The sequence below is a fragment of the Paenibacillus agaridevorans genome (assembly GCF_018604145.1).
Classification (GTDB): domain Bacteria; phylum Bacillota; class Bacilli; order Paenibacillales; family Paenibacillaceae; genus Pristimantibacillus; species Pristimantibacillus agaridevorans.
In genome coordinates this window covers 1,400,054-1,425,064 of record NZ_CP075889.1, presented here as the reverse complement: position 1 = coordinate 1,425,064, position 25,011 = coordinate 1,400,054, and the positions used below count along the sequence as shown (strand labels likewise).

17 protein-coding genes are annotated in these 25,011 nt (G+C 55.1%); 4 read left to right on the top strand and 13 right to left on the bottom strand.

The window, feature by feature from the left end:
* The first annotated feature begins 27 nt into the window (after window positions 1-27).
* On the top strand, window positions 28-753 hold the full coding sequence (locus KJW29_RS05485; RefSeq protein ID WP_214629050.1) for a bacterial transcriptional activator domain-containing protein: 726 nt from the start codon (window positions 28-30) through the stop codon (window positions 751-753).
* A 91-nt stretch (window positions 754-844) separates the two neighbouring features.
* Here the strand turns inward: KJW29_RS05485 and KJW29_RS05480 are convergent, their stop codons facing one another.
* Window positions 845-2,599, bottom strand: a complete 1,755-nt coding sequence (locus tag KJW29_RS05480) for a glycoside hydrolase family 2 protein (protein WP_214629049.1) — start codon at window positions 2,597-2,599, stop codon at window positions 845-847.
* A 463-nt stretch (window positions 2,600-3,062) separates the two neighbouring features.
* Between KJW29_RS05480 and KJW29_RS05475 the strand changes: the two genes are divergently transcribed.
* Together KJW29_RS05475 and KJW29_RS05470 are read left to right on the top strand one after the other, a co-directional pair.
* Window positions 3,063-3,938 carry a deoxyribonuclease IV gene (locus KJW29_RS05475; RefSeq protein WP_214629048.1) on the top strand — a complete coding sequence of 292 codons (876 nt, stop codon included), beginning with the start codon at window positions 3,063-3,065 and terminating at the stop codon, window positions 3,936-3,938.
* Between the two features lie 108 nt (window positions 3,939-4,046).
* On the top strand, window positions 4,047-4,973 hold the full coding sequence (locus tag KJW29_RS05470; protein WP_214629047.1) for an aldo/keto reductase: 927 nt from the start codon (window positions 4,047-4,049) through the stop codon (window positions 4,971-4,973).
* Here the strand turns inward: KJW29_RS05470 and KJW29_RS05465 are convergent.
* From KJW29_RS05465 to KJW29_RS05420, 10 genes are all read right to left on the bottom strand, one after another.
* Window positions 4,927-6,900, bottom strand: coding sequence for a beta-N-acetylhexosaminidase (locus KJW29_RS05465; protein WP_214629046.1), 1,974 nt, complete (start codon window positions 6,898-6,900; stop codon window positions 4,927-4,929). The genes KJW29_RS05470 and KJW29_RS05465 overlap by 47 nt on opposite strands.
* Before the next feature lie 43 nt (window positions 6,901-6,943).
* On the bottom strand, window positions 6,944-9,169 hold the full coding sequence (locus KJW29_RS05460; RefSeq protein WP_246608806.1) for a beta-glucosidase family protein: 2,226 nt from the start codon (window positions 9,167-9,169) through the stop codon (window positions 6,944-6,946).
* Window positions 9,170-9,239: 70 nt separating this feature from the next.
* Window positions 9,240-11,774, bottom strand: a complete 2,535-nt coding sequence (locus KJW29_RS05455; protein ID WP_214629044.1) for a glycoside hydrolase family 3 N-terminal domain-containing protein — start codon at window positions 11,772-11,774, stop codon at window positions 9,240-9,242.
* A gap of 29 nt (window positions 11,775-11,803) precedes the next feature.
* A complete protein-coding gene (locus KJW29_RS05450) occupies window positions 11,804-12,688 on the bottom strand; it encodes a carbohydrate ABC transporter permease (protein WP_214629043.1) in 885 nt (294 codons plus the stop codon).
* 15 nt (window positions 12,689-12,703) lie between these two features.
* On the bottom strand, window positions 12,704-13,627 hold the full coding sequence (locus KJW29_RS05445) for an ABC transporter permease (RefSeq protein WP_087571078.1): 924 nt from the start codon (window positions 13,625-13,627) through the stop codon (window positions 12,704-12,706).
* Between the two features lie 105 nt (window positions 13,628-13,732).
* On the bottom strand, window positions 13,733-15,274 hold the full coding sequence (locus tag KJW29_RS05440; protein ID WP_214629042.1) for an ABC transporter substrate-binding protein: 1,542 nt from the start codon (window positions 15,272-15,274) through the stop codon (window positions 13,733-13,735).
* A 111-nt stretch (window positions 15,275-15,385) separates the two neighbouring features.
* On the bottom strand, window positions 15,386-16,978 hold the full coding sequence (locus tag KJW29_RS05435) for a response regulator (RefSeq protein ID WP_214629041.1): 1,593 nt from the start codon (window positions 16,976-16,978) through the stop codon (window positions 15,386-15,388).
* The gene (locus KJW29_RS05430; protein ID WP_214629040.1) at window positions 16,956-18,737 is read right to left on the bottom strand and encodes a sensor histidine kinase; all 1,782 of its coding nucleotides are present in this window, start codon (window positions 18,735-18,737) and stop codon (window positions 16,956-16,958) included. Before KJW29_RS05430 ends, KJW29_RS05435 begins: the two co-directional genes overlap by 23 nt.
* A 106-nt stretch (window positions 18,738-18,843) precedes the next feature.
* Window positions 18,844-20,514 carry a sulfatase family protein gene (locus KJW29_RS05425; protein ID WP_246608600.1) on the bottom strand — a complete coding sequence of 557 codons (1,671 nt, stop codon included), beginning with the start codon at window positions 20,512-20,514 and terminating at the stop codon, window positions 18,844-18,846.
* Window positions 20,515-20,736: 222 nt separating this feature from the next.
* Entirely contained in the window at window positions 20,737-21,042 is a 306-nt protein-coding gene (locus tag KJW29_RS05420; RefSeq protein WP_087571013.1) for an ArsR/SmtB family transcription factor, read from the bottom strand.
* A 115-nt stretch (window positions 21,043-21,157) separates the two neighbouring features.
* Here KJW29_RS05420 and KJW29_RS05415 point away from each other — a divergent pair, with 115 nt between their 5' ends.
* Window positions 21,158-22,537, top strand: coding sequence for an MFS transporter (locus KJW29_RS05415; protein ID WP_246608599.1), 1,380 nt, complete (start codon window positions 21,158-21,160; stop codon window positions 22,535-22,537).
* Window positions 22,538-22,905: 368 nt separating this feature from the next.
* Here KJW29_RS05415 and KJW29_RS05410 read toward each other — a convergent pair whose 3' ends face one another.
* Both KJW29_RS05410 and fsa read right to left on the bottom strand, forming a co-directional pair.
* The gene (locus tag KJW29_RS05410) at window positions 22,906-24,264 is read right to left on the bottom strand and encodes a glucose-6-phosphate isomerase (RefSeq protein WP_214629038.1); all 1,359 of its coding nucleotides are present in this window, start codon (window positions 24,262-24,264) and stop codon (window positions 22,906-22,908) included.
* A 54-nt stretch (window positions 24,265-24,318) separates the two neighbouring features.
* Window positions 24,319-24,987 carry a fructose-6-phosphate aldolase gene (gene fsa, locus KJW29_RS05405; protein ID WP_087571011.1) on the bottom strand — a complete coding sequence of 223 codons (669 nt, stop codon included), beginning with the start codon at window positions 24,985-24,987 and terminating at the stop codon, window positions 24,319-24,321.
* Window positions 24,988-25,011: the final 24 nt, after the last annotated feature.

Here is a 25,011-nt window from a genome sequence, read left to right as displayed (position 1 = left end):
TCATCAGTTATAGGAGGCAATTATCGGATGAAAACAAGGTTCAGAGCTTTTTTCACTCCTGCTTCCCCCCGATCTGCAAGTTGGATCGCATGTCTGTTGGTTGGCGTTATTCTGGCCGGGGGCATACTCGTCTCCTGTCAAGCCAACCCGAGTTCATCTACATCTTCACCTTACCCTGCCGTTAATCAGGACGAGGATCAATGGTATGCATTTGATCGTATCTATACTCTTTTTGGAAGAGATCATGATTACGTGTGGAAAGTTCTATTCCCCGATGGTTCGCCAGAAATTGAAAAGGGCGGAAATTCCGACGACTCAACCTACTGGTTGGAAAAACCTATTTCAGTGAATCAGTTCGATACAAAAATCCAACTAGGTTTTCACAATAACATTCTAATGTCTGCCCTCTACCGCTTTGATCGACCAGAAGATGCATTAACGACCAGCCGGGCATTGATCGATCATCTAAGTGATCGTCTAGGCTCTGCCCCGTTGGCCGCAGAATTTCCTAACAGGCTTGGCTCATTGACTGAAGTGCCTGATGCCGATAAGTTCCCGCAAGAATATTCCGAGGAATGGGAGCTCGCACTCGCATCGGATGTCGTCGCTGTTCTACTTCCTGACCTGGACGTTACTGAACAAGTATTTCGCCTGAAGTTGGCACTGTCTTTCCTTGATGAATCGACAACGACCATTCAGATCAGATATATGGCCGTCCTTAACAATCTGCAATCAGATCATGTTATCCATTAGAGCAAACAACAAACGGGGCAGCCGCAAGTCATTATTTTTTGACTTGCGGCTGCCCCGCTATATTTTACCGTTTATCCGCTGCAATACCAGCTTATTTGCCTTCGTTGATCGCGCGGATCAGCTCCAGCGGAATTTTGGGGATGCGATCGTAGGTCAGCAGACCGTTAATCTCCTGCTCCACGTCCGTCAGCTGCGTATAACAATAACCTTGAACGACACTGCCTGCGCCATGGAACGGCTGGATGACGGCGCGGAGGCGCTGTTCGAAATCCTCGTCATTGTCCGCGCCGGAATACCCCCAGCCCTCCCAATCGCTTTTCTTGTAGGAGATTCCGCCGAATTCCGTCAGCAGGATCGGCTGGCCTGCATAAGGGTAACCTTCTACCGCCAATCTCCGGTTCGCCGGCATCGCTTCTATGGCGTTCTCTACTGTGCTGTACCGCTCTTCCAGCACTTCGCGTCTCCATTCGTAATCATGGATGTTGAACAGGTCTGTCTTGACCAGCTCCCATCCGTCATTGGAAATGACCGGTCTCGTAGGATCCAGCGACTTGGTTAAATAATACATCGCCATGGCATGATCCTGCTGCTGCTTGTCGACCTGGATATTCGGTACGCCCCAGCTCTCGTTGAGCGGAACCCATGCGATAATACTAGGGTGATTGGCGTCCCGTTCGACGGATTCCATCCATTCCTTTGTAAACTTCTGCACGTACTCTTCTGTAAACTGATAAGCGTTGGCCGCTTCGCTCCAGACTACAAGGCCCAGCTTGTCGCACCAATACAAGTAGCGAGGATCCTCCAGCTTCTGGTGTTTGCGCGCTCCGTTGAAGCCCATCTCTTTGGTCAGCTCGACGTCCTTGCGAATCGCCTCGTCGCTCGGCGGCGTAAGATTGCCGTCCGGGAAATAACCTTGATCGAGCACCATTTTGCTAAAGAATGGGCGATTGTTCAGGCAAAGCTTGCCACCCTCGATGGATACCTTCCTCATCCCGAAATAAGAGGTCGCTTGGTCTATGACCGCATCGCCTTCTATCAGAGAGAACACGATGTCGTACAAACGAGGATGCTGCGGGCTCCAATGTCGGGAGGCGCCGCGATCGTATTGATCCCGGAGTCCGATCGTTCGATTAAGCCGGTCGTCGATAATATTGTACGTCTCCTCAACCACCGGTTCGCCTTCGAAGGTCACTTCGACTTTCAGCTTGAGAGAGCGTCCCGCTGTCCCGCGGAAATAGGCATGCAGCTCAATTGCATTACGGTCAATGTCCGGAATCATCCGCACACGGTCGATAGATGCCGTCGCGACAGCTTCCATCCATACCGTCTGCCAGATCCCCGTCGTTCTTGTATAGAAGATAGAAGCGGACTCGTCCAGCCAAAATTGTTTGCCCCGCGGCAGCGTTGTGTCCCGGCTAAAGTCGACCGCCTTTACAACGAGCCAGTTATCGGCTTCGCGCAGCGCATCAGTAATATCCGCCTGGAATGGTGTATGTCCGCCTTCATGCGTAGCTACCAGTACGCCGTTTACCCATACCGAAGCTAAATAATCGACAGCTCCGAAGTGGAGAATCGTTTTTTTGCCTGCAAATTCGGCAGGAATGTCCAGCGGACGACGATACCATACCGTGTCGTGCACGGCTGGATCGGCAATGCCGCTAAGTTTGCTTTGGAAAGCGAACGGCACCTGAATGCGAAGCGGCAAAGGCCGATCTCCCTTATGCCATCCTTCCGAAGTGCCCGTATTTTCATCATCAAACGCAAATTCCCATTCTCCGTTCAAATTAAGCCAGCTATCCCTCATGAATTGTGGTCTCGGGTGCTCGGATCGGTATATCGTTGACATAAATAAAAGACCTCCTTTAGATTAGCTAAATGATTAATGTTTAATTAAATCATTTAAATAAATTCAGTTTCATTATGAAGAAGGTCAACTTATTTGTCAATCATAAGTTAATTGAACCTAATTACGTTAACCAAGTAGTTAATTATAAAAAGAAACAGGGCTGTCCAATAAGTCTCAAAAATAAAAAGCTGGGCGGAAAGACGCTTCCGTCCAACTTTTCGTGTAATTGATTTTCAGGAAAGTGGCGAGGTGGATGCCTGCCACTTAACATTCAACCTAAACGTGGGCGTCCAGCACTCCATTTTTCAAGATACCGGCCTGATATCTGCGAACCCGCTCGGATTGTCGTTCTTATCGCTATATTTATTCCGATGCAGGCGATTATAACCGGTAATTCTTGAAACACTATGGCTAAGCTTGCTTGCGGCAGGCATACAAGGCTCGAATGGGAGGTAAGTCGAGGATGGAGCCGTTAATCGGATCTCATGTATCCATGTCCGGAAAGGATATGCTCTTGCGTGCCAGCAGGGAAGCCGCTTCCTACGGCGCGAACACCTTCTTGATTTACACCGGCGCTCCGCACAACACGCTACGCAAGCCGATCGAGTCGCTTCGGATACGGGAAGGACATGAGCATATGAGAGAGCATGGCATCTCGAACATCGTCGTGCACGCTCCTTTCATTATAAATCTCGGCAACACGATAACGTCTAAAGTATTCGAGCACGGCGTGGAGTTTCTAAGGTCGGAAATCAAAAGGACGGAAGCGCTCGGCTCTTTGCAGATCGTGCTTCATCCCGGTTCTCATGTGGGGGCCGGCAAGAAAGCCGGGATCCGCCGCATTATCGAGGGACTTAACGAGGTTTTGTCGGAGGACGGTTCTGTGCAAGTGTCGCTTGAGACCATGGCGGGAAAAGGAAGCGAGTGCGGCTCCTCGTTCGAAGAGCTAGCCTCCATTTTGGAAGGCGTGCATCGCAACGATCGTCTGTCCGTCTGCATGGACACCTGCCATATCCATGATGCGGGATACGATGTCCGGCACGACTTCGACGGGGTGCTGGAGCAATTTCATCGCATAATCGGAATCGAACGGCTTAAGGTTATCCATATCAACGATTCCAAAAATGTCCGGGGCTCGCGCAAGGATCGTCACGAAAATATCGGTCATGGGTGCATTGGACTGGAGGCGCTGCGATACGTGGTTAACCACCCTCAGTTAACGGACATCCCGAAGCTGCTAGAGACGCCTTCCATCGGCGAGCGGAAATATGTCAATCCGCCGTACAAGCATGAAATTAGTCTCCTGCGCGGGGAAATCGACGAACCCGTCGCGAGATAAATCGGGTTAAGCGCTGTAAAAGTATTCCTGCCCAGGCCGAATCCGGTTACAATAGATACGAACCGCTGCGATGGATCAGGCGGCGGTATCGGAGAGGAGCTGCTAATCATGGACAAGGCGATATTGGGTCGTGCGGGGATTGAAGTGACGAAGCTTAGTTACGGAGCAATGGAAATTCGCGGTCCCCGCGTCTGGAGCGGGCGGCCGATTGAAGACTCCGAAGCGGCCCGCGTGCTGGAGGCCGTGCTCGATTCCGGCATCAACCTGATCGACACCTCCCTTGATTATGGACGAAGCGAGGAGCTGATCGGAAAATACCTGGGCCACCGCCGCCATGAATTCGTATTGGCGACCAAATGCGGCTGCAGGGTCGTCGATTGCGGCGACCACGATGAAGTTTCGCACGAGTGGACAAGAGATAATCTGATGCGAAACATCGACACCAGCTTATCCAGATTACGAACAGACTACATCGATATTTTGCAATTGCATGGCCCAACCGTCAAGCAAGCGGAAGACGGCAGGCTTGTAGAAGTACTTAATGAGATACAAGCTAGCGGCAAAGTCAGGCACATCGGCGTATCGTCCTACTTGCCCCATCTCCCCGCTTTCGTCGAATGGGGTTCGTTCGATTCGATCCAGCTCCCCTACTCCGCGCTGGAGCGCGAGCATGAGAACTGGATCGTCCGGGCTGCGGAGACCGGAGCCGGCATTATCGTTCGCGGCGGCGTAGGACAAGGAGAACCCGGCGTCGGACGCGGTTCCTCGGAGCGTTGGAGCATCTGGGAGGAAGCCAAGCTGGACGAACTTCTTGAACATGGCGAACAGCGAACGGGCTTCCTGCTGCGATTTACTTTGTCCCATCCTTCCATGACGACGACGATCGTCGGCACGAAGAACGTCGACCATCTGGCCGACAACGTACGTTATGCGGCGATGGGCCCGCTTCCCGCCGACGTGTACGCGGAAGCGAAACGTCGGCTTGATGTCACTCAGGCCGAGAAGACTGCTCGACTTGCTCCTCCAGCGCTCTGATCTCATCCTCGTATTGACCAAGCAACCGATACAAATTAGACGTGCTGGCCGATAGTCCGCCCTCGCGGTTGCGCAGCAGCCAGAGCCGCTTGAATTCCTCGATGGCAGTTGACAGCTCGCCCCTGAGCGCGCGGAGCCAGGCAAGCTCGGAGCGTGCGTCCGGTAAATCGATCCTGAAAATGAAGCGGTGCAAGCCGGCGCCTTGTCGAATGAGCCGCAGAGCGTTGGCAAGCTCTTCAACCACGATATCGCCGTCCGAAAGATCCGGCTTCAGTCTGGAAAGCTCTTCTTCGCGGCGCTCCAGCCACGCCAGCATTTCTTCGTAGCGATAGTCCAACTTGAACGGGATGCCGCGCCCGCCGATCTGCGCGAACAGCCGGATTATTTGGTCGGTCTCTTCTTCAAGCTTTACTCTCGTCGACAAGCCACGGTTGAGCAAATAACTCGCATATGTCATGTTCTCCAGCGTGCTTTGCTCCAGTCGATTGTAGCGTCCAAGCTCCAGCAGCAATCCGCCGGCAATGCCCTTGCGATCCCGCAACATGCAATCCGACACATATTGCTCCATTGCATCGTGACGATCGGCGTTATTCAGGACGCCCCAGCTCGATCCGGCGGCGTACGCATAAGCGGGATAGCTGGCGACGAGCGGCTGCCAGTGGCCGGAATCGCCCCAGTCGGTCACGATCAACCCGCCAGCGCCGAATGACAGTCCATTTCTCGCCGCATCCTCGATGTTGGCGAGCATGTTGTCCGTACGCCCGGTTATGGCCGACCAAGCGCTGGTTCCCGGACAAACATAGAAAGGCACGCCGTTCTCGGACAACAGCTTGCAGTGGGCTTCGAAGGACGTATGGCTTTCGTAGTTCCAATCCAGCACGGTTACGTCCTTCGGCAGCAACGGAATAATTTCTTCATGTTTCGTGACGATATCGCCCCACATCAGAATTTGTTTGCCATGTTTCCGAACGGCCTCAAACACCTTCTCCGCGAATTCCAAATAGACGCGGCCCACGCCGATCTCGTCGGCGCGCGGCTTGCTCCGGCCGGTGCCAAGCCCGAACGGCTCGTCCATGTTGACATTTGCGTACCCGGAGGAAAAATGCGGAAGCAACTCGTCGAACATCTTTCGGACTAACGCAATCGAGCGCTCATCCGTCGGATCGAGCGTAAGCGGCGGCAGCTTGAAGGACAGCGGCGTCGGCATGCCGTCCGGATGCTCCGCCAGCTCGCGGAACTCCGGCTTCGCCAGCCAGGGCCCCATATGGCCAAAACAATTCTGGTTCGGCACCAGATCGACGAACCGTTCCTTCGCGTAAAGGTCCAGCTCGCGGAACTCCTCGGCGGTAATCGGCGTCGCTTCCGGGAACGATTCCCGATAAGACGGGTAATCAAAGCTGAAACCTTCTATATACAGTTGCAGATGGTTCATCTTGAGCTCCGACAACGTATCGATTAGACCGCGAAGGATATCCGTCTTCGGTATTTTATTGCGGCCGATGTCGAGCATAAGACCGCGGACGGGAAAGTCCGGTTCATCCTCGATGAGATAGCCGTCCCATACCGCGCCGTGCCGCGCCATCATCTGCTCCAGCGTCACGACAGCGTAATGGAGTCCTTGCGCCTCGCTGCTCGCCACGGTCAGCGCGCCTCCGTCCCAGCTTAGTCGATATCCTTGCGGATGCAGCGCCGGGTCGTGAATGACGTCCACGTTCGTCGCCGCCGATGCGGATATGCCGAAGGAAGATTCGGCATCTGTTAATCGCTCGACGGCAGCCCTCAGCCGCTGCTCCAACCGCACCTGCGCCGATATCGACTCGGCCCGCTCGCCTTGCACGCGGAGTTCGAAATCGGCGGACAATGCCGCCCTTCCCTTCCTCATTTCAAATTTCTTAGGCTGCGGATAAATCTCCATACTTTCTGTCACGGTCAATCCACTCCCTCTCCGCTCCTCGCATCGGCCGATGCGTTTATTCATTCAACTGCGCAATCGTCTGCGCCAGCAGCTCTTCCGTAAACTTGCCTCCGCTGAAGGAAATAAGACCTCTAAGCGGCATATGTTCCATAAAAGCTCTCAGCATCGCCCTGTGCTCCTCCGCGATGTTCCCCGCGAACGGAAGCATCTCGATCATCCGTTCCACGAACGCCGCGCCCTTTTCCGTCGCCATCAAGTCGGATACGGTAGAATTGCGATGGAATCGCAGCTCCCGGACGAACGTCGAGACGACGCGCACCCGCTCCGATAAGGCGATGTCCTGCGACGACCCGCCTACCAAAAGCTCGAAGTCGCCGGTCTCGACGACCCAGTCGCGGGCCTCGACGTCGTAATAAGCGAAGCTGCGTTTATCCAGCCGGAACGAAACCGTCTTCTCTTCTCCCGGCTCCAGCCCGACCTTGTCGAAGCCCTTAAGCTCCTTGTCGGGACGGATGACGCCGCTCTCCGCGTCGCATACATACAGCTGTACAATCTCCTTGCCCTTTCGGCTTCCCGTATTTCGGACCTTGACGGAGACAAGCAGCGTCTCCTCATCGGTTAATTCGGATCGATCTACGATCAGATCGGCGTATTCGAACGTCGTGTAGCTCAGACCGAAACCAAAAGGGAACAGCGGTCTCAACCGTTTCTTGTCGTAATAACGATACCCGACGAACAGTCCTTCCCGGTATTCGACCTTGTCGCCTTCCCCCGGGAAGCTCAGGTACGAAGGATTGTCGCTCAGCTGCGCCGGAAATGTCTCGGCTAGCTTGCCGGACGGGTTCGCGTCGCCAAACAGCAGATCCGCGATCGCCCCGCCCAGCGCCTGCCCGCCGAGATACGCTTCCAGCACCGCCTTTGCGTTGCCGAGCCACGGCATCTCGATCGGCGCCCCGTTGCTCAGCACGACGACCAGATTAGGCTGCACGGCGGCGAGCGCTTCGATCAACGCAACTTGATTAGCCGGCATGCGAAGATGCTTGCGGTCGAAACCTTCCGATTCGTAGCGCTTAGGCAACCCGGCGAACAACACCGCAACCTCCGCCTGGGCTGCCAGCTCCAAAGCCTCGCGCGTCAGCAGGTCGTCCGCTTCGTCCGAATCCAGCGCATACCCTTGCGCATAACCAAGCACCACGGCATCGCCCGCCGCCCGCGTCATCTCCTCGCTAATGTCCTCAAGCCGAGTTGGATTGATCTGCGAGCTGCCGCTGCCCTGGTAACGCGGCTCCTTCGCCAGCGCGCCGATCACCGCGATGCGGCCCTCGCGGCGGAGCGGCAACACTCCGTTCTCGTTTTTGAGCAGTACCATGCTTTCCCTCGCAACCTCGCGGGCAAGGACATGATGCTCCTCTGGATCGAAGCCGGCGCCTTCTTGCCGATTGTCCACCGCTTTGAAGATGACCGACAGCAGACGCTCGACGGCACTATCCAGCTTCTCTACCGGAAGCCTGCCGTCATCTACGGCCTGCACGATGGCTCGATCGCCTTCGCCGTGGCTGGACGGCATCTCGAGCTCCATGCCTGCGGCAAGACTATTCACCCGGTCGTTCACCGCGCCCCAATCGGACACGACAAACCCTTCATGACCCCACTCCTCCTTCAAAATGGAGGTCAGCAAATATTCGTTCTCCGCGGCGAATTCGCCGTTAACCTTGTTATACGAACACATCACCGTCCAAGGCTGCGCCTTCTTGACCGCGCCTTCGAAGCTGGCGAGATAGATTTCCCGCAGCGTCCGCTCGTCGACGACGGAATCCGAGGTCATCCGGCGATGCTCCTGATTGTTCGCCGCAAAATGTTTCAGCGATGTGCCGACTCCCTCGCTCTGCACGCCCAGAATATGGTGGGCCGCCATCTCCGCAGACAGATACGGATCCTCGGAGAAATATTCGAAGTTGCGACCGCACAGCGGCGAACGTTTAATATTGGCGCCCGGACCAAGCAGCACCGCGACGTTTTCAGCCTGGCATTCCTTGCATAGCGCCTCTCCCATGCGCTGGATCAGCTCGCGGTTCCAGGAGCTGGCGACGCCCGCGGCCGATGGAAAGCAGGTGGCCGGCACGCTGTCGAACAATCCCAGATGATCGGCCGAGGCGCGTTGCTTGCGCAAGCCGTGCGGGCCGTCCGTTACCATAACGGACGGGATGCCGAGCCGCTCCACTCCTTTCGTGTGCCAGGTATCAAGTCCGGAACATAATCCGGCCTTCTCCTCCAATGTCATCTCCGCGATCAAAGCCTTGATATCTCTTTGCTTCTGCACGTTCACGATACTGTCATCCTCCTCTGCCGCTTTACGTATTGGACCATTTAAAATCAACCGATAGCGTATCCACGCTGCTGCCTCCGACATACGCAACGAAATCGCCCGGCTCCGCCGCATAACCGTTCCTTGGCGACCAGAACATCAAATCCCTCTCGGCGATTTCGAAAGAAACCTTCTTGCTTTCGCCGGGTTCTATCCGCAGCCTGCGAAATCCCTTGAGCTCCTTCACCGGTCGAACGATACTGCCGTGCACGTCCTGAATGTACAGCTGCACCGTCTCAACGCCGGCAACATGCCCTTTGTTCTCGACGGTCACCGTTACGGTCAGTTTCTCGTCTCCCGTGATGGAGGCGCGGTCCAGCCGCAAATCCGAATATAAAAATTCGGAGTAGCTCAGCCCATGGCCGAAAGCATAGGCAGGTTCGTTCGGACCGTCGATATATTTGGAAATAAACTTGCTGCGTTCGTTGTGCTTCGTCACCGGCCTGCCGGTCCGGAAGCCGTTGTAGTAGACCGGCACCTGTCCTGCGTGCGCCGGGAAACTCATCGTCAGCTTGCCGGACGGATTGCAATCGCCCGTAAGCAGCTCCGCGATGGCGTTCCCCGCCTGCGAGCCCAGAAACCACGTCTCGAGAATGGCGTTGACTCGTTCGCCAAGCTCGCCGAGCACGAGAGGACGCCCGTTCGTCAAAACCAGCACGACCGGCTTGCCCAGCGCAAGCACCGCGTCCGCGAGGTCAAGCTGCGGTTGCGGCAGCTCAATAGATAGACGCGAAGCCGCCTCGCCAGACATATCGCTGCTCTCGCCCAGAGCCAGCATGACAACGTCCGCTGCCGCCGCTTGCTCCAATGCGGCTTCGATGCCGCCTTCCAGCGGCTCGTTTACGCCGCTGCCCTGCGCATACAGCAGACGCTCCGGCGCAATGCCCCTGCCGAGCAGCCCTTCGTACAACGTCACCGTCTCATGGCTGAACCGCGAGAATTGCCAAGGTCCGAGCAAATCCCTACTATCGGCGAACGGCCCGATTAGCGCGATACGCCCGACTTCCCCGCCTTCGCCATTCCGAAGCGGCAGCGTGCCGTCGTTTTTGAGCAGCACCGCGGATTTGCGCGCCAGCTCGAGGCTTGCCGCCAGATGCTCCTCGTTAAAGTGATAGTCGCGTTCCTTCTCCGGCCTGACGTATCGGTACGGATCGTCCATCAGCCCGAGCTTGTATTTCAATCGCAGAATGCGGCGCGCGGCATCCGTTACCGTCTCCTCCGGCACGATTCCTTCCCTGATCAGTTCCGGCAGATATTCATACGAACGCGTCGCCATCTCGATATCCATCGTAGCGCGAGCAGCCATGCCAGCCGCTTCGCGAGTTCCCTTCGCATGGCCGTGCACGGCAATCTCTTCGACCGCGCCGTAATCGGAGATCAACACGCCGTCGAAACCAAGCTCTTCTCGCAGCAGATCCTTGAGCAGCGGCTCGCTCGCCGCCACCGGCACGCCCTGATAAATATTGAAGCTGTTCATGACGGATGCCGCTCCCGCCTCAAGACCCGCCTGGAACGGCGGCAGGAACACATTGCGGAGCGACATCTCGGAGATATCAACCGTGTTGTAATCCCGGCCGCCCTCCGCCGCCCCGTATGCGATAAAATGCTTCAGGCAAGCGACGATCGTCTCCGGATCAGCCAGCGATTCGCCCTGGAACCCTTCCACTTGCGCCTTCGCCATCAGCGCACCCAAATAAGGATCCTCGCCCGCGCCTTCCACCACGCGGCCCCAACGCGGATCACGGCCGATATCGACCATCGGGCCGTGATTGTACACGGTGCCCGAGGCGCTGGCTTCCTTGGCCGCAATAGCGCATGCTTCCTTTACTGCTGTAGGCTCCCAGCTGCAAGACCAGGCTAGCGGCACAGGGAAAATCGTCTGGGCGCCGTGAATAATATCCGCGTTGAACAGCAGCGGAATGCCATGCGGCGACTTCTCCACCGCCAGCTTCTGCAGCTCGAATACGCGTGCAACGTCGAACGCGCCGAGCACGGATCCGGCGCGACCTTCCGCAACCAGCTGCTCCGGCGGATCGGACTCCACCGCATCGCCGAACGAGAAACTCGAAGCCGGCACCTGGAACATCTGGCCGACCTTCTCCTCGAGGGTTAGACGACCCAGGAGGGATTCGACCTCCCTATCTATTTCCTCGTCCGTGCGAACAGGAATACCATCCATGCGCAGCGGCCTTACCTGCTCGATCAAGTCCTCAGACAAGAATGGCCCCCGGCCTTTCGCTCCTTGAAGCGGCAGCGTGCCCATCCCTGGAATCGTCATTTCGCCAATGAAACCGTCTCCGTCAAATGCGAGCTTTACGACGATGGACTGCCCCGGCATCCAGAAAGCCCCGGCCGTCGCGCTAAGCGAGCTTCCATTGACCGCAACCGAGTCCACCTTAATCGGAATGGCTAGCGGCTCAGAAGCGATGTCGAGCGTATAAGCTGCTTTTCGGGATATTTTAAATTGAAATTTCAGCCTCATTTTAGGCGTGTTCACGATGGAGTGCCACAAACCGATCATGTCTTCCTCTCCCTTCTTGCCGCGATTCGTCAGCCTTTCACAGCTCCGATCGTCAGCCCTTTTACAAAATATTTCTGAAAAAACGGATACGCAATCAGAATCGGCACGATGCCGATGACCGCGATGGCCATACGGAACGTCTCGCTCGGCAGGGCCGCCGCGGCGCTGCCGCTTCCCATGCCGGAATTGCTCGACAGAAACTCGATGTCGCTCATAATTTTGTTCAGCACGTTTTGCAGATTAAACAGATTCGCGTCGGTGACGAACACGAGGCCGTTATTCCAGTCGTTCCAATAGGCCAGTCCCTGGAACAAACCTACGGTTGCCATTATCGGCAGCGAAAGCGGCAGCACGATCGTAGAGTAAATTTTGAATTCGCCCGCTCCGTCGATGCTTGCGGATTCGATGACTGGCGTCGGAATGCTGTTCATAAAGAACGCGCGCATCAGCAACACGTTGAAGCCATTCATGAGAAGCCACGGCACGAGTTGGGCGAACAGCGTATTTTTAATATCGAACATTTGCGTATACACCATGTAAGTCGGCACGAGGCCGCCATTGAAAAGCAGCGTAAAAAAGACGGTAAACGCGATGACCATGCCGCCCGGCAAATCTCTGCGCGACAACGGATAGGCGAGCATCGACGTAATCATAAGACTCGCGGACGTTCCCAAAACCGTCGTCAGCGTCGTGATCCCGTAAGCACGGAAGATCATCTCCGAATTGTCCAACAGATATTCGTAAGCCGCCAAGCTGAAGGATGATGGGAAAAAGGTGTAGCCTTTATTCACGATATCTGACGGATCCGTAATGGACGACATAATAAGCAGCACGAACGGAAGCAGGCAGGCGAGCGACAGCAAGCCGAGTAAAATATGCGCCGACACGCGCCAGGCGCGGTATTCGTTAGCCATGAGGCATCTCCTTTCCTAGAACAAGGCGTTGTCCTTGTCGAATTTGCGCACGATATAATTGGACACCAGCACCAGCACGAAGCCGACAAGCGATTGATAGAACCCGGCCGCCGCCGACATGCCGATATCGCCAAGCTGCATCAAGCCGCGGAAAACGTACGTGTCAATGACGTTGGTCGTCTCGTACAACGCGCCGGAGTTCATTGGTACCTGGTAGAACAAACCGAAGTCGGAATAGAAGATACGGCCGATGCCCAGCAGCGCCAGCATCGTAATGATCGGCGAAATCATCGGCAAAGTGATTGTGCGGATTTGCGTCCACTTGGAGGCGCCGTCGAGCTCCGCGGCTTCGTAATATTCCCGGTCGATGCCGATGATCGCGGCAAGGAACACGATGCAGGAATAACCCGCGCCTTTCCAAATATGCACGATGGTTAATATATAAGGCCAATACTTGGGTTCCAAATACCAGGACACCGGATCGAGACCAAACATCGGCAGCACCGTCTTATTCAGGAAACCGGAATCGACGCTCAGCATCGCATATACGAGGTAGCTGACCAGTATGATGGAAATCAGGAATGGCAGCAAAATGACGCTTTGATAAAGTCCTCTCGCCGTTTTGTTGCGGATTTCGTTCAGCAGAATCGCAATCGCGATTGCGATGGCAAGACCGAGCACGATAAATACCGCGTTGTAGAGCAGCGTATTTCGAGTAATGATATAGGCGTCGGTCGTTTTGAACAAATATTCGAAGTTTTTCAGTCCGATCCAATCGCTTCCCCATATGCCTTTTGCGTAATTGACGTCCTTGAACGCGATCGACAGCCCGAACATGGGCAAATAATTATTGATGACGAGGTAAGCGAGCCCAGGAATCATCATGAGGTACAGCGGGATGTAACGGCGGAAATTGATCTTTCTCTTGCGGTGCGTCATCGTCGTCACCGTACTCACTCCCCTCCTCCGTAAGAACGGCGAAATAATAAACCCGGCCAACGCTTTATTGGCCGGGCGACATTTACGTTTGCAAAAGTTAACGTATTATTGAGCCGAAGACGTCTTCGCCCATTCGTCGAGCTGCTTCTGCTTCTCGGCGATAATTTTGTCCAGACCTGCCGACTTCAGCTTCTCGACAAATTCAGGCAGCATCTTGGCCGGGTCGACGCTGCCCGTTTCAAGCGGCAGACGGTATTGCGTCACAACGTTGGATACCGCGGCGACTTCCGTCTTGACCGCCGAAGCGTCGAACACGAAGCCTAGAGCTTTGGACGGTTTGGCGCTTTTGTTGAACGCTTCCGTTTTGTTCCAAATATCGGGATCGCCGTTCTTCATCACATAGGAGAGGAACTGGTTGCCGAACACCCAGCCGAGCATGTTGTAGCCGACCGACGCCGCATCCTTTCCTTCGGGATACGCAATAACGTTGTCCGGTCCTCCTTCCGCTTTGATGTAATGCGTGCCTTCGATACCCCAATCGAACAGATTGACGATGTCCTTGTCCGTATACAGCAGGTTCAGGAAATCCATCGCTCTATCCTGCTGCTTGGAATGCACCGGGATGCCCCACATCGCGGCAGTGACGTTCGTCGTCGTCGATACCGGCGCCAGCAGTTCCTTGGTCACCATCTCGACGCCGGAGCTTTTTGTCTCCTGTTCGGCAAAGCCAGGCTTCTGCATCGCCAGATAACCAAAGGCTTTACCCGACTTGAGCAGCTCGAACGTCGTCGTTTTGTTCGTGGCGGCATCCGGCAGGATGTAGCCGTCCAGGTACCACTGACGGATCGTATCCAGGAACGACTTGTACTCCGTCGTCTCGTATAGGTTGACGATCTTCAGCCCGTTGTCGTAGTCCGGCAGCACGCCCATATGGTCGCCGAGCGGATCGTAGAACGTATAGTTGTCGCGGAAAGACTGCCCCGGCGCGCCCGGAATGAGCGGCACGACGTTCGGCTCGCCGGCCTTGATCGTCTTCAGCACGTTCGCCACGTCGTCCAGCGTGTTAATCGAAGCGATGTCGATTCCATGCTTGTCGACAAGATCCTTGCGCATCGTCAAACCGTAGCTGCCTGCGAGATCGCGAACGGTCGGCACGGCGTAACTTTTCCCGCCGATGCGGGTGCCGTTCAGATATTGTTCCTCGACCGCCGTCCGGATCCCCTCGCCTTGCGAATCCAGCAGCTCGTCAAGCGGAATAAGCTGCCCTTTGGCGACCATGTTGCTGTACATCGTGCCGGAGACGAACGTCAGGTCGAGCTTTTCTCCGCCGCTGAAGATCAGATTCATGCGCTGCGCCCATTCGCCCGCGTTGATCGGCAAGAGCTTTACTTTCGTTTGAATCTTCTCTTCCGAGATCACGTTGATCGCGTCCTCGACGAGCTGCAAATCCTGCTGGGACGTCGTGACGATCGGGAATGCGACTGTAATTTCTTCGACCTTGCGCTCGGCTGGCGCGCCTCCGTTGCCGCTGCCTTCCGGCGATACGTCACCGTTCCCGGCATTGCCGCCGTTGCCGCCGGAGCATGCGCCCAGAACCAAGGCGACGCTCAATAGCAGTCCGGCCGCTCCGGTTTTCGATTTGTTCATGTTTGTTTTCCCCCGCTTATCGTGTAGTGGTTTGTTGATGATCTTATTGTACGATGGAGGCGACGCCTTCCTCTGCCCCGATGACGACCTCCCATTGCCACTTTGACGACCTTATCCGCTCCCGTGCTCCCTGCCTCGATATTCCACGGGACCGAGCCCGGCATGTTTCTTGAACATGCGGGAGAAATGAGAGAAATTCGCGTAGCCGACCTTGGCGGCGATCGTCCCGACCGGCAGATCGGTGCTCGACAGCAGCTCCGCCGCGAGACCAAGCCGCTGTTGCATTAAGTAATCGGAAACCGACAATCCCGTCTCTTTTTTGAAAACGCGCGTCAAATAATCGGGATTCAAATACACATGGCCTGCGATGTCTTCACGGGAAATATCTTCCGCCAGACGTTCGCGGATGTAGGTCTTCGCCTTGTCCACAACGCTTTGCTGGCGCTCCGCGACAAATGGCAGCACCTTGTCCACGATATGCCGAATCCAGGCCAGCGCATCCGTGGCGGAACGCGTCGCGGACATATGAAGCTCCGTCGATTCGCTATCTCCGAACAGTTGATGCGCCTGAACGCCTTTCACTTGCATCACGTAATACACCATCTGATGGAAGTCTTGAATAAATCGGTTGAGCAGTTCGGGATTAAGGTGATTGGACGTCACTTGCATGCCCATATATTGTTCGACGCGCCGCAGCAGCTTGTCGCGGTCTCCTTCCTCCAGCAGCACGGACCAAACCCCCATGTCGGGCGGCAGATGACCGATCGGAAAAGCATCCGGATCCCGCATGGCGAATACCCCGTGATCATGCGCGACATTGTTTTCGTCCAGCTTGCGGAGCTTGGTAAACGCCGAAGCCATGCCGTGCCCTTGCGCGGGTTCTCCGATGTAACAGGCGACGCCGGCGTAAAAATACGTCAGGCAAGCTTCGACGAACCGTTCGCATGCCTCCTTCAGCGCTTCCGCAGCTGCTTGCCGCGATTCCCCGTTCAACATGACGAGGAATTCGCCTTTGCCAACCGTGAGCAAGACCCCATGCTCGGGCGACAGAAGCAGCACCTCCTCGGCCGACTTTCGAACCGCATACTCCATAATCTTTTCGTCCCTGGTTGTTATCGCTTTATGCCAGCGCCGAATATGGATAAACACCGGCAGGAACGTCATCTCGTCCGAATACGGGATATTGCGTTCCGCCGCGGCCCTGCCGATCGCCTCCGCCGTTCCGGTAATGTTCTGCCCGAGAATGTCGAGCCAGAACCGCTCCACAAGCAGCGGCTGATGCCTGACCCAATACTTTCCGTATTGACTGAATTCGTTAAGCCGCTTATGCTCGTCCAGCTTGACGATCGCGCGCCGAATCGCGTCTTCCAGCTCCGGGTACGGAATCGGCTTGAGCAAATAATCGAGACTGCCGAGCTGGATCGCTTGTTTGGCATAACCGAAGTCCGCATGGCAAGTCAGGAAGATCGTCTCCGTTGCGGGATAATGTTCCCTGACCCATTCCAGCAATTCCAGCCCGGTGCCCTGCGGCATCTCGATGTCGCACAACATCAGATCGACCCGCTCCTGACGGAAAACCGCCTTTGCCTGCTCCGCGCTTTGCGCTTCGAGCAGTCGGCCGATGCCGACGTCGGACCATCGCACGCCCGACTTGATTCCTTCGATCGCGATTCTTTCGTCGTCAACGATCAGCAACTGCTTCATTATCCTGTGCTCCCTCTCTCCCTGCTTCGGGATTCATAGGAATACCTATCTCAACGACCGCTCCATGCGGATCGTCGTTGTAACAATCCATCCAGCCCCTGTCGCCGTACTGCAGACGAAGCCGTTCTCTCACATTCCACAGACCGATATGCTCGCCCTTGTCGTCCTCCGCTTGCACGCCTGCCCGCACGTTCTCCAGTGCTTCGTCCGAGAACCCTTGGCCGGTGTCTCGGATAGTCAGAATGACCATCGGTTCATCCGCCAACTCGTCCAGTGCCGCTTCGATGACGATCTCGATCGGCTCGTCCATCCGGACGGCATGTTTAATCGTGTTCTCGACGAACGTATGCAGCATGAGCGGGGGAATGGGCGTATCTTGCAAATAAGCCGGCACATCGATTCGGCAGATCAGCCTTTCAGGGAATCTCAGCTCCTGGATGCGGAGGAAATTGCGCGCATGCTGAAGTTCGTCTCTCAGCAGCACAAGCGGCCGATTGCTCTGCAGCATGTAGCGGAAATATTGCACGAGGCATAACGTCATCTCCTGAATGAGTCCATATTGCTTCACTTGCGCCAGGTTGTAGAGAATATTTAGCGAATTCATAAAAAAATGAGGATTGATCTGGAGCTGCAAATGTTTGAGCTCCGCTCTCTGCTTGTTAAGCTGTTCCTCGTACACATGGATCTTGAGCTCGGCGATCTGGCCGATCATCTGATTAAACGTACGGTTGACGAGTTGGAACTCGTCTTGCACGGACGATTCTTCAATTCCCGCGTTGAAGTTCCCTTCCCCGATCCGCCGCATCGCTACCGTCATCTTCTGGAGCGGCAGCAACAACACTTTGCGCAGAAACCATAAACTGATCGGCAGCATGGCAACGGCAATTGCGATGAGCAGCGCCGCCGCTTTGGCCAAATAAGGCAAATTCTCGAGAATAAGTTTGTCGGGGACGACCGCGGCCAGACTGAAGTCGCCTTTGGCGGAGGACTCTCCCACAACGAGATAATCGTCATCCTTGCCCGACAAGTAATACTGGCGGAACCCTCTCGCGAAATCGATGCCTTCCTCCTTCAGATCTCTTGTGCTGTGCAGCGGCTTGCCTGCGCCGTCGACGATAAGCGTAGCACCCGAGTCGCCCGTATGAATGTTGCGAAGCGGCTCCAGCATGGTCTTCGCTTTCACCCATGCGCCTATCGTAATGCTGCCGTCGCTGAACAGCCGCACGATATGCGCTTCCCCGTTAATGGTCACCGCCGTCCATTCAGCGCCAATCGGGGAAGATTTCTTTTCCAGCAGCAGGACCGCTTCTTCCATCGCTTCCCGGAGTTGACGAAGCGCGTCGTAGCTCAAAGAAGACCGCGAAGCTTCTACCATGTCGCGGCGCGGAATCGAATAGACAAAAAAACCGTCAATGTAGGGATACACGATGAGATCGGAAGTCAACCTGCGGGATACGCCGCTCTTGGCCATGACGTAATCGTCGCTGGAACCCGCCTCGCCCATTGCCAGCAGATTATATTCGGACAACATTAGTCCCATCATATGCCGCTCCGCCTCGGACAATTGGTCGTCGATTTGTTTCATATAAACGGAGACCAGATTCTGATTGGAATTCGCCACCTGATTATGAATGACGTTTACGCTGTAACGGTTGTTGTAGATCAATAACGCGATCATCGGCAACGTAATGCAGAGAAGGCCAAGCACCAGCCTGACCCTGATCGATTGCCAAGGAATGTCGCGGAGGCGTCCTTTCATGGTCGCACACCCTCCTTGCTTATGAATTGGATGGACAAGCCCGACGCCCTGCCCTCCCTCTCTCTCTCTTAAATCCTACGATCATTATGGGCTCCCCCGCAACTGCTTATTCCGATTCCTTTGCAGTACTCGCCTGTAATGGAAATGGATGATATGCAAACAATGCCGTTGCTTCTTCGCTCTCCTTGTAACCGATACGTACCGCCTTCGCCCTTAATTTCGTTTGGCCTTCCGGCAGCTTGACGGGACCTGTGTAGAGCTTCCACTTGGCAGCATCGCCTTCTTCGCAGGTAAACGCGATGGACGCTCCCTGCGTTGCCGCGTGGAGCATCACGACCGTCGGCTCCGCGAATGCGCCTTCGGTCATGACGGCCACGCCGGGAAGCCGACTATTGATCGGTATGAACAACGGTTTGGCCGTTAGCGGCTGAACGCGTCCCGGCCACATCGATTCGACCATCCGCTCCTCGGGGATATCGCCCCAGACGTCGTATTCGAGGCACCAATCATCCAGCTCTTGGCGCAGGCGGTTTAATATATCGCGATAGGCCTCTTCTTCCGCCAAATTCCGGAGTTCGTGAGGGTCGTTCGCGCAGTCGTACAGTTCTTCCGGCGGACGGCGATTCTGCAGCAGCACGCTCCTGTCCCCTTTAAGCGGTCCTTCCTCCAGTTGCAGCCGCCAAAGCTCCCTGAAGGCCGGATGCAACTGGCTGAACGGAATCCATTGCAGGTAAGGTTGCTCCGGGTAATCGTTGCGAATATATTTAAATCGCTCATCTCGCACAGCGCGCACTTTATCGTAGGCTTCGTCGAAACGATCTCGCGTGGCGAATACATACCGCCTCGGCACGGCATCCTCTCCCATAAACGGCCCGCCGTGCAAATGTCTGGGCAGCGGAATACCCGCCAGCGAAAGCACGGTCGGCCCTAAGTCGATGAGGCTGACCAGCCGTTCGCTCGTTGCGCCGGCTTCCACCGGGCCGGGCCATCTTACAATCAGCGGCACGCGAATGCCCGCATCGTACGTCCATCGTTTCGCGCGCGGCAATCCTTCCCCGTGATCGCTCCAGAGCATCACTACCGTATTGTCCGTTAAGCCGTCCTCCTTCAGTTGACTCAGAATTTTCCCCACATAATCGTCAGCGTCGGCCACGTGATCATACTGTTTGGCAAGAGCGATGCGGGTCTTAGGCGTGTCGGGCAAATAAGGCGGCAGCTTCACATGGTCCGGATCGGTCACAAGAGGCGCTTCTTCTGTGCCAGGCCGGAATCGCGACTTGGTCTCTGCGCTCCACATGCCGCTTTCATGCGTATCGTCGTAATTGAACACGGCAAAAAAAGGCTGGCCGGGCTCGCGGCCTCGCCAATGCGCCTCTCTGCCGTTGTCATCCCAGGCCGTGATCGGGGCATCGAACTGATAGTCCGTCTTCCAATTGTTCGAACAATAATAACCGTTTCCGCGAAGCAGCTCCGGAATGAGCTTGACCTGCGGCGGAAGAACGGTCTCGTATGGCGTTGGCAGCTCCGGCGCGAAAGGACTGATGTGGCCAGTTCGCATATGATGCGCGCCAACCGCGGTCGGATACATGCCCGTTATAACGGCGGAGCGGCTGGGCGCGCAGACGCCGGCGACGGCGAATGCGTTCCGATACAATGCGCCTTCGCCTGCCAATGCATCGATATTCGGCGTGCGGGCGAGTACGTCTCCGTAACACCCGAATCTCGGGCTCGTATCCTCCAATGTAATCCAGACGATATTCGGCTTCGTTTGATTCATCGTCATCCCACCTTTGCTTAGTCTCTCCAGCATACTAAAGTCCTTATCGCCGAACTATGCATTTGCCGACCAAGCATTTGCGTTTTGCCGACCAATCGCGCGGGAGAGGTCGGCAAACGACAAATAGGCCGTCGGGATTATGGCAGACGGCCAGCGAGAGCAATGTAGGATTAACTTGCAAAGGTCGCCGTCAAACGGTCGCCGTTTCGTTCGCAGAGTTCCTCAAACCTCGTAAGCATTAAGCACGGACGTGAGCAGCCCGGGAAACCGGGCTTCCAGATCCTCCGCCCTGAGCGATATAAGTCTCTGAGTACCGGCGCTTCTGACTCTGACAACTCCCGCTTCCCTCAACGTGCGTACATGATGCGACAAAGTCGATTTGGCGATGGGCACATCGAATTCGCCGCAGCTTCTTTCATCTGAACAATAAAGCTGAGAGACGACCGCAAGTCGCAGAGGATCGCTTAACGCATATAAAACGGATGACAAATCTATATCTTCACGATCAGGGTGGAATAACACCTTCACTTGGGTATCCTCCTTCATCTCGACTAGGATTGATGATTGCAGTATATCATATGATATGCTATTATCCTATTGTTCGATAACAATCGAAATAACGAACTTAAAGGTGGGGATTCCCTTGAACAAAACATCAACCATTACTACGAATAAACCCCTTGCGGAAACTCCCGCCGTAAAAGAAGGACTCGTCATCGGCTTGCTTGGCATAACGATCGTTCTTGTCATCATGAATACGATGATGTTTAACCTGGCCTTGCCCAACGTTGCCGAAGCGTACGCGTTATCCCCCTCCTCGACATCCTGGATCGTCACGGGGTATTCCATCGTATTCGCGATTTCGTCCATAACTTACAGCAGGCTGGCCGATTTCGTTCCGATCCGCAGATTATTTGTGATCGGCATAATCTCGCTGAGCTTCGCCGCTATCGCGGGAATGTTCAGCAACAGCTTCCTGATGCTGCTTGCCGTTCGCATCGTGCAAGCTTCCGGAGCGGGAGCGATCCCTTCCTTATCGCTCGTATTCATCTCGAGATACATTCCTGTCGAGCGCCGCGGCAAAGCGATGGCGCTTATTATGTCCTCCGTGTCGCTTGGACTTGGACTTGGTCCCGTTGTTGGCGGCGCGGTAGTGGAATTTATGGGCTGGCATTTCCTCTTCGCGCTGACGGCGTTAACCGTTCTGCTCCTTCCCTTATTCTCGCTCTACTTACCCAAAGAAAGCATGAAGGAAGGCTCATTCGACGGGCTAGGAGCGCTGCTGATCGGCGTCGGAACGACCGGATTGCTGCTGTTCCTGACGGGCGGCTCGTGGTTCGCGTTGGCTGCCGGCGTGTTGTCGCTGGTATTGTTCACCCTACGCATCCGGATAGCGAGGGAGCCGTTCGTGCTTCCTTCGCTCTTCCGCAACCGCCCCTACCTCATCTTAGGCGCGGTTGGCATAGCCGGATACTTATGCAGCTTTTCCACCTTATTCCTTATGCCGCAAATATTAGTGAAACAATACGAGCTCAGCGCTATCGAAGCCGGCCTGATTATTTTCCCCGGCTCGATTCTGGCAATGCTCGTCTCCAGACGCGTCGGTCAATACATCGACACGAAGGGCAACAGCTCTATCATTCGATACGTTCCGTTGTTCCTGCTGGCTTCCGTCGTGCTGTTCGCATTGTTTGAAGGCATCTCCTTCTGGGCGCTGCTGTTCATTTACATCTTGCTAAGCATAAGCTTTACGATCTTGCAGAGCAGCGTTTCCAACGAGCTGTCGCGTATTCTGGAACCTGCACAGATCGGGTCCGGTCTCGGCTTGTACCAGTTGCTGCAGTTTTTCAGCGGCGCCTTCGGGGTAGCTATGTCGGCTGCTGCATTATCCTGGCAAGAGCAGCTCTCGCTTACTCATGCTTACAGCAACATCTATTGGGGGCTGTCCACGATCGTTCTTCTCGCGATACTCTGCTCGTTCCTGTACACGAAGAGCAGCGGTCGTGCCATGCATGTACGTTAATCATCAAGCAGAATCATATTTCGAATTGTCTAAGAGGAAAACCTCCCTCTAATCCAATGAACGTGGTCCGTTTCAGATAAATAAAGGGATATCCACCCACTAAATCATGAAATTTCGGAAATTCCCGTAAATTCATCGATAATTAGTGGGCACATTTCCCACTAAAGTTAAAGAAACAAAGAAAGTCATAAAATTAAATGGACTTTTTCCACTTATTTTGTCTTCGTTGAACACTTTGCCTATTTTGTAACCGGGACCACGGTGGCCTCGTATCAATATCGTTATTTTTTGCTTTTCATTCAACGAAAAAAGCCCCAACGAGCCATTTTTGCGGTTCGTTGGGCTTTTTTTATCGCATGAAGCAGCATTTACGCGTGAACGCGATCTTTTTCTGTGGCCAGTCGAGCTTCCAGCTCGGCCTTTTGCGCCTCGAAGCCTGGTTTGCCAAGAAGCGCGAACATGTTTGTCTTGTAAGCTTCGACGCCCGGCTGGTCGAATGGATTAACGCCCAGCAAGTGGCCGCTGATGCCGCAAGCCTTCTCGAAGAAGTAGACCATCTCGCCGTATGTGTATTCGTTCAGCTCGTCCAGCTCCACGACGAGGTTCGGCACACCGCCGTCCACGTGCGCAAGCCGGGTTCCGTCGGCTGCTTTCCGGTTGACCTCGTCCATGGTCATTCCGGCAAGGAAGTTGAGTCCGTCGAGATTGCCGGAATCCGCTTCTATCGTCCATTCCACGCGCGGCTTCTTTACCGACAATACCGTCTCGATCAGGTCGCGGCGGCCCTCCTGCACGTATTGACCCATGGAGTGCAGATCGGTCGTGAAGTCGACGGAAGCCGGATACAAGCCCTTGCCGTCCTTGCCTTCGCTTTCGCCGAACAGCTGCTTCCACCACTCCGCCACATAATGCAGCGACGGCTCGAAGTTTGCCAGCAGCTCAATGCTTTTGCCTTTGCGGTATAAAGCATTGCGCACCGCTGCATACTGGTAAGCTTCGTTCTCCGCCAGGTTCGGATTGCCGTATTTCTTCGCGGCCGCAGCGGCGCCTTCCATCATCTTGTCGATGTCGAGGCCGGCGACGGCGATCGGCAGCAGTCCTACGGCAGTCAGTACGGAATAACGTCCTCCGACATCGTCCGGAATGACGAACGTCTCGTAACCTTCTTCGTCGGCCAGCTTCTTAAGCGCTCCCTTGGAAGCGTCGGTCGTCGCGAATATGCGGCTCCGCGCCTCTTCCTTGCCGTATTTCTTCTCCAGGTAATCGCGCAAAATCCTGAACGCGATTGCCGGCTCCGTTGTCGTGCCCGACTTGGAGATCACATTGACGGAGACATCCTTGCCCTCTAGCAGCTCCAACAAGTGGGACATGTAAGTGGAGCTGATATTTTGGCCGGCAAAATAAACCTGCGTATTCCCCGCCATCTGATTGTGAAACGTATGGGACAGCGACTCGATTGCGGATCTGGCACCCAAGTAAGAGCCGCCGATGCCGATGACGACAAGCGCTTGGGAATTTCCGCGGATGCGCTCCGCGGATGCCTTGATCCGGGCGAATTCTTGAAGGTCGTAGCTGTTCGGGAGATCCACCCAGCCAAGATAATCGGAGCCGGGGCCTTGACCCTTGTGCAGCATGTCATGGGCGGCGCCCACGAACGGCGCGAAATAATCGACCTCATGCTGGCCAATGAACGATAGCGCGCTGGAATAATCAAAACGTATAGCCATATTGTCTATTCCCTCCTAAACCAACCGTCTTCTCTATAATGAAAGCCGTGTTTCTCATGCGAGTACAGTATTTTTCCAGTCAGCCGCAAACTTCGCGAGTCCTTGGTCCGTAAGCGGATGCTTGGAGATTTGTTCGATAACGGAGAACGGAATCGTCGCGATATGAGCGCCTGCCATGGCAACGCGCGTCACATGATCCGGATGGCGAACGGATGCCGCGATGATTTGAGCATCCAGATTGTGAATGCGGAACAGCTCGGCAACTTTTACGATCAATTGCACGCCATCTTCGGAAATATCGTCGAGGCGTCCCAGGAACGGCGACACGTAAGTTGCGCCTGCGCGAGCTGCCAGCAAAGCCTGGTTAACGGTAAAGATCAGCGTAACGTTTGTTTTAACGCCTTTGTCCGCCAGGTAGCGGCATGCTTCGAGGCCGGCAAGCGTCATCGGGAGTTTGATCGTAATGTTAGGATCGTTGTCGTTGATCTTGATCAGCTCGTTCGCTTGCGCAATCATCTCTTCCGCCGTCTCGGCGTCCGGCGTCACTTCGGCGGATACGGATTCTACGCCCGGCACCTCGCGCAAAATTTCCGCGATGCGATCCTCGAACTTCACGCCTTCTTTCGCCACGAGCGAAGGATTTGTCGTTACGCCGGACAAGACGCCGACTTTGTACGCTTTTTTGATTTGCTCCACATTAGCCGTATCGATAAAAAATTTCATTGTTGTTGCCTCCCCTAAAAGTTT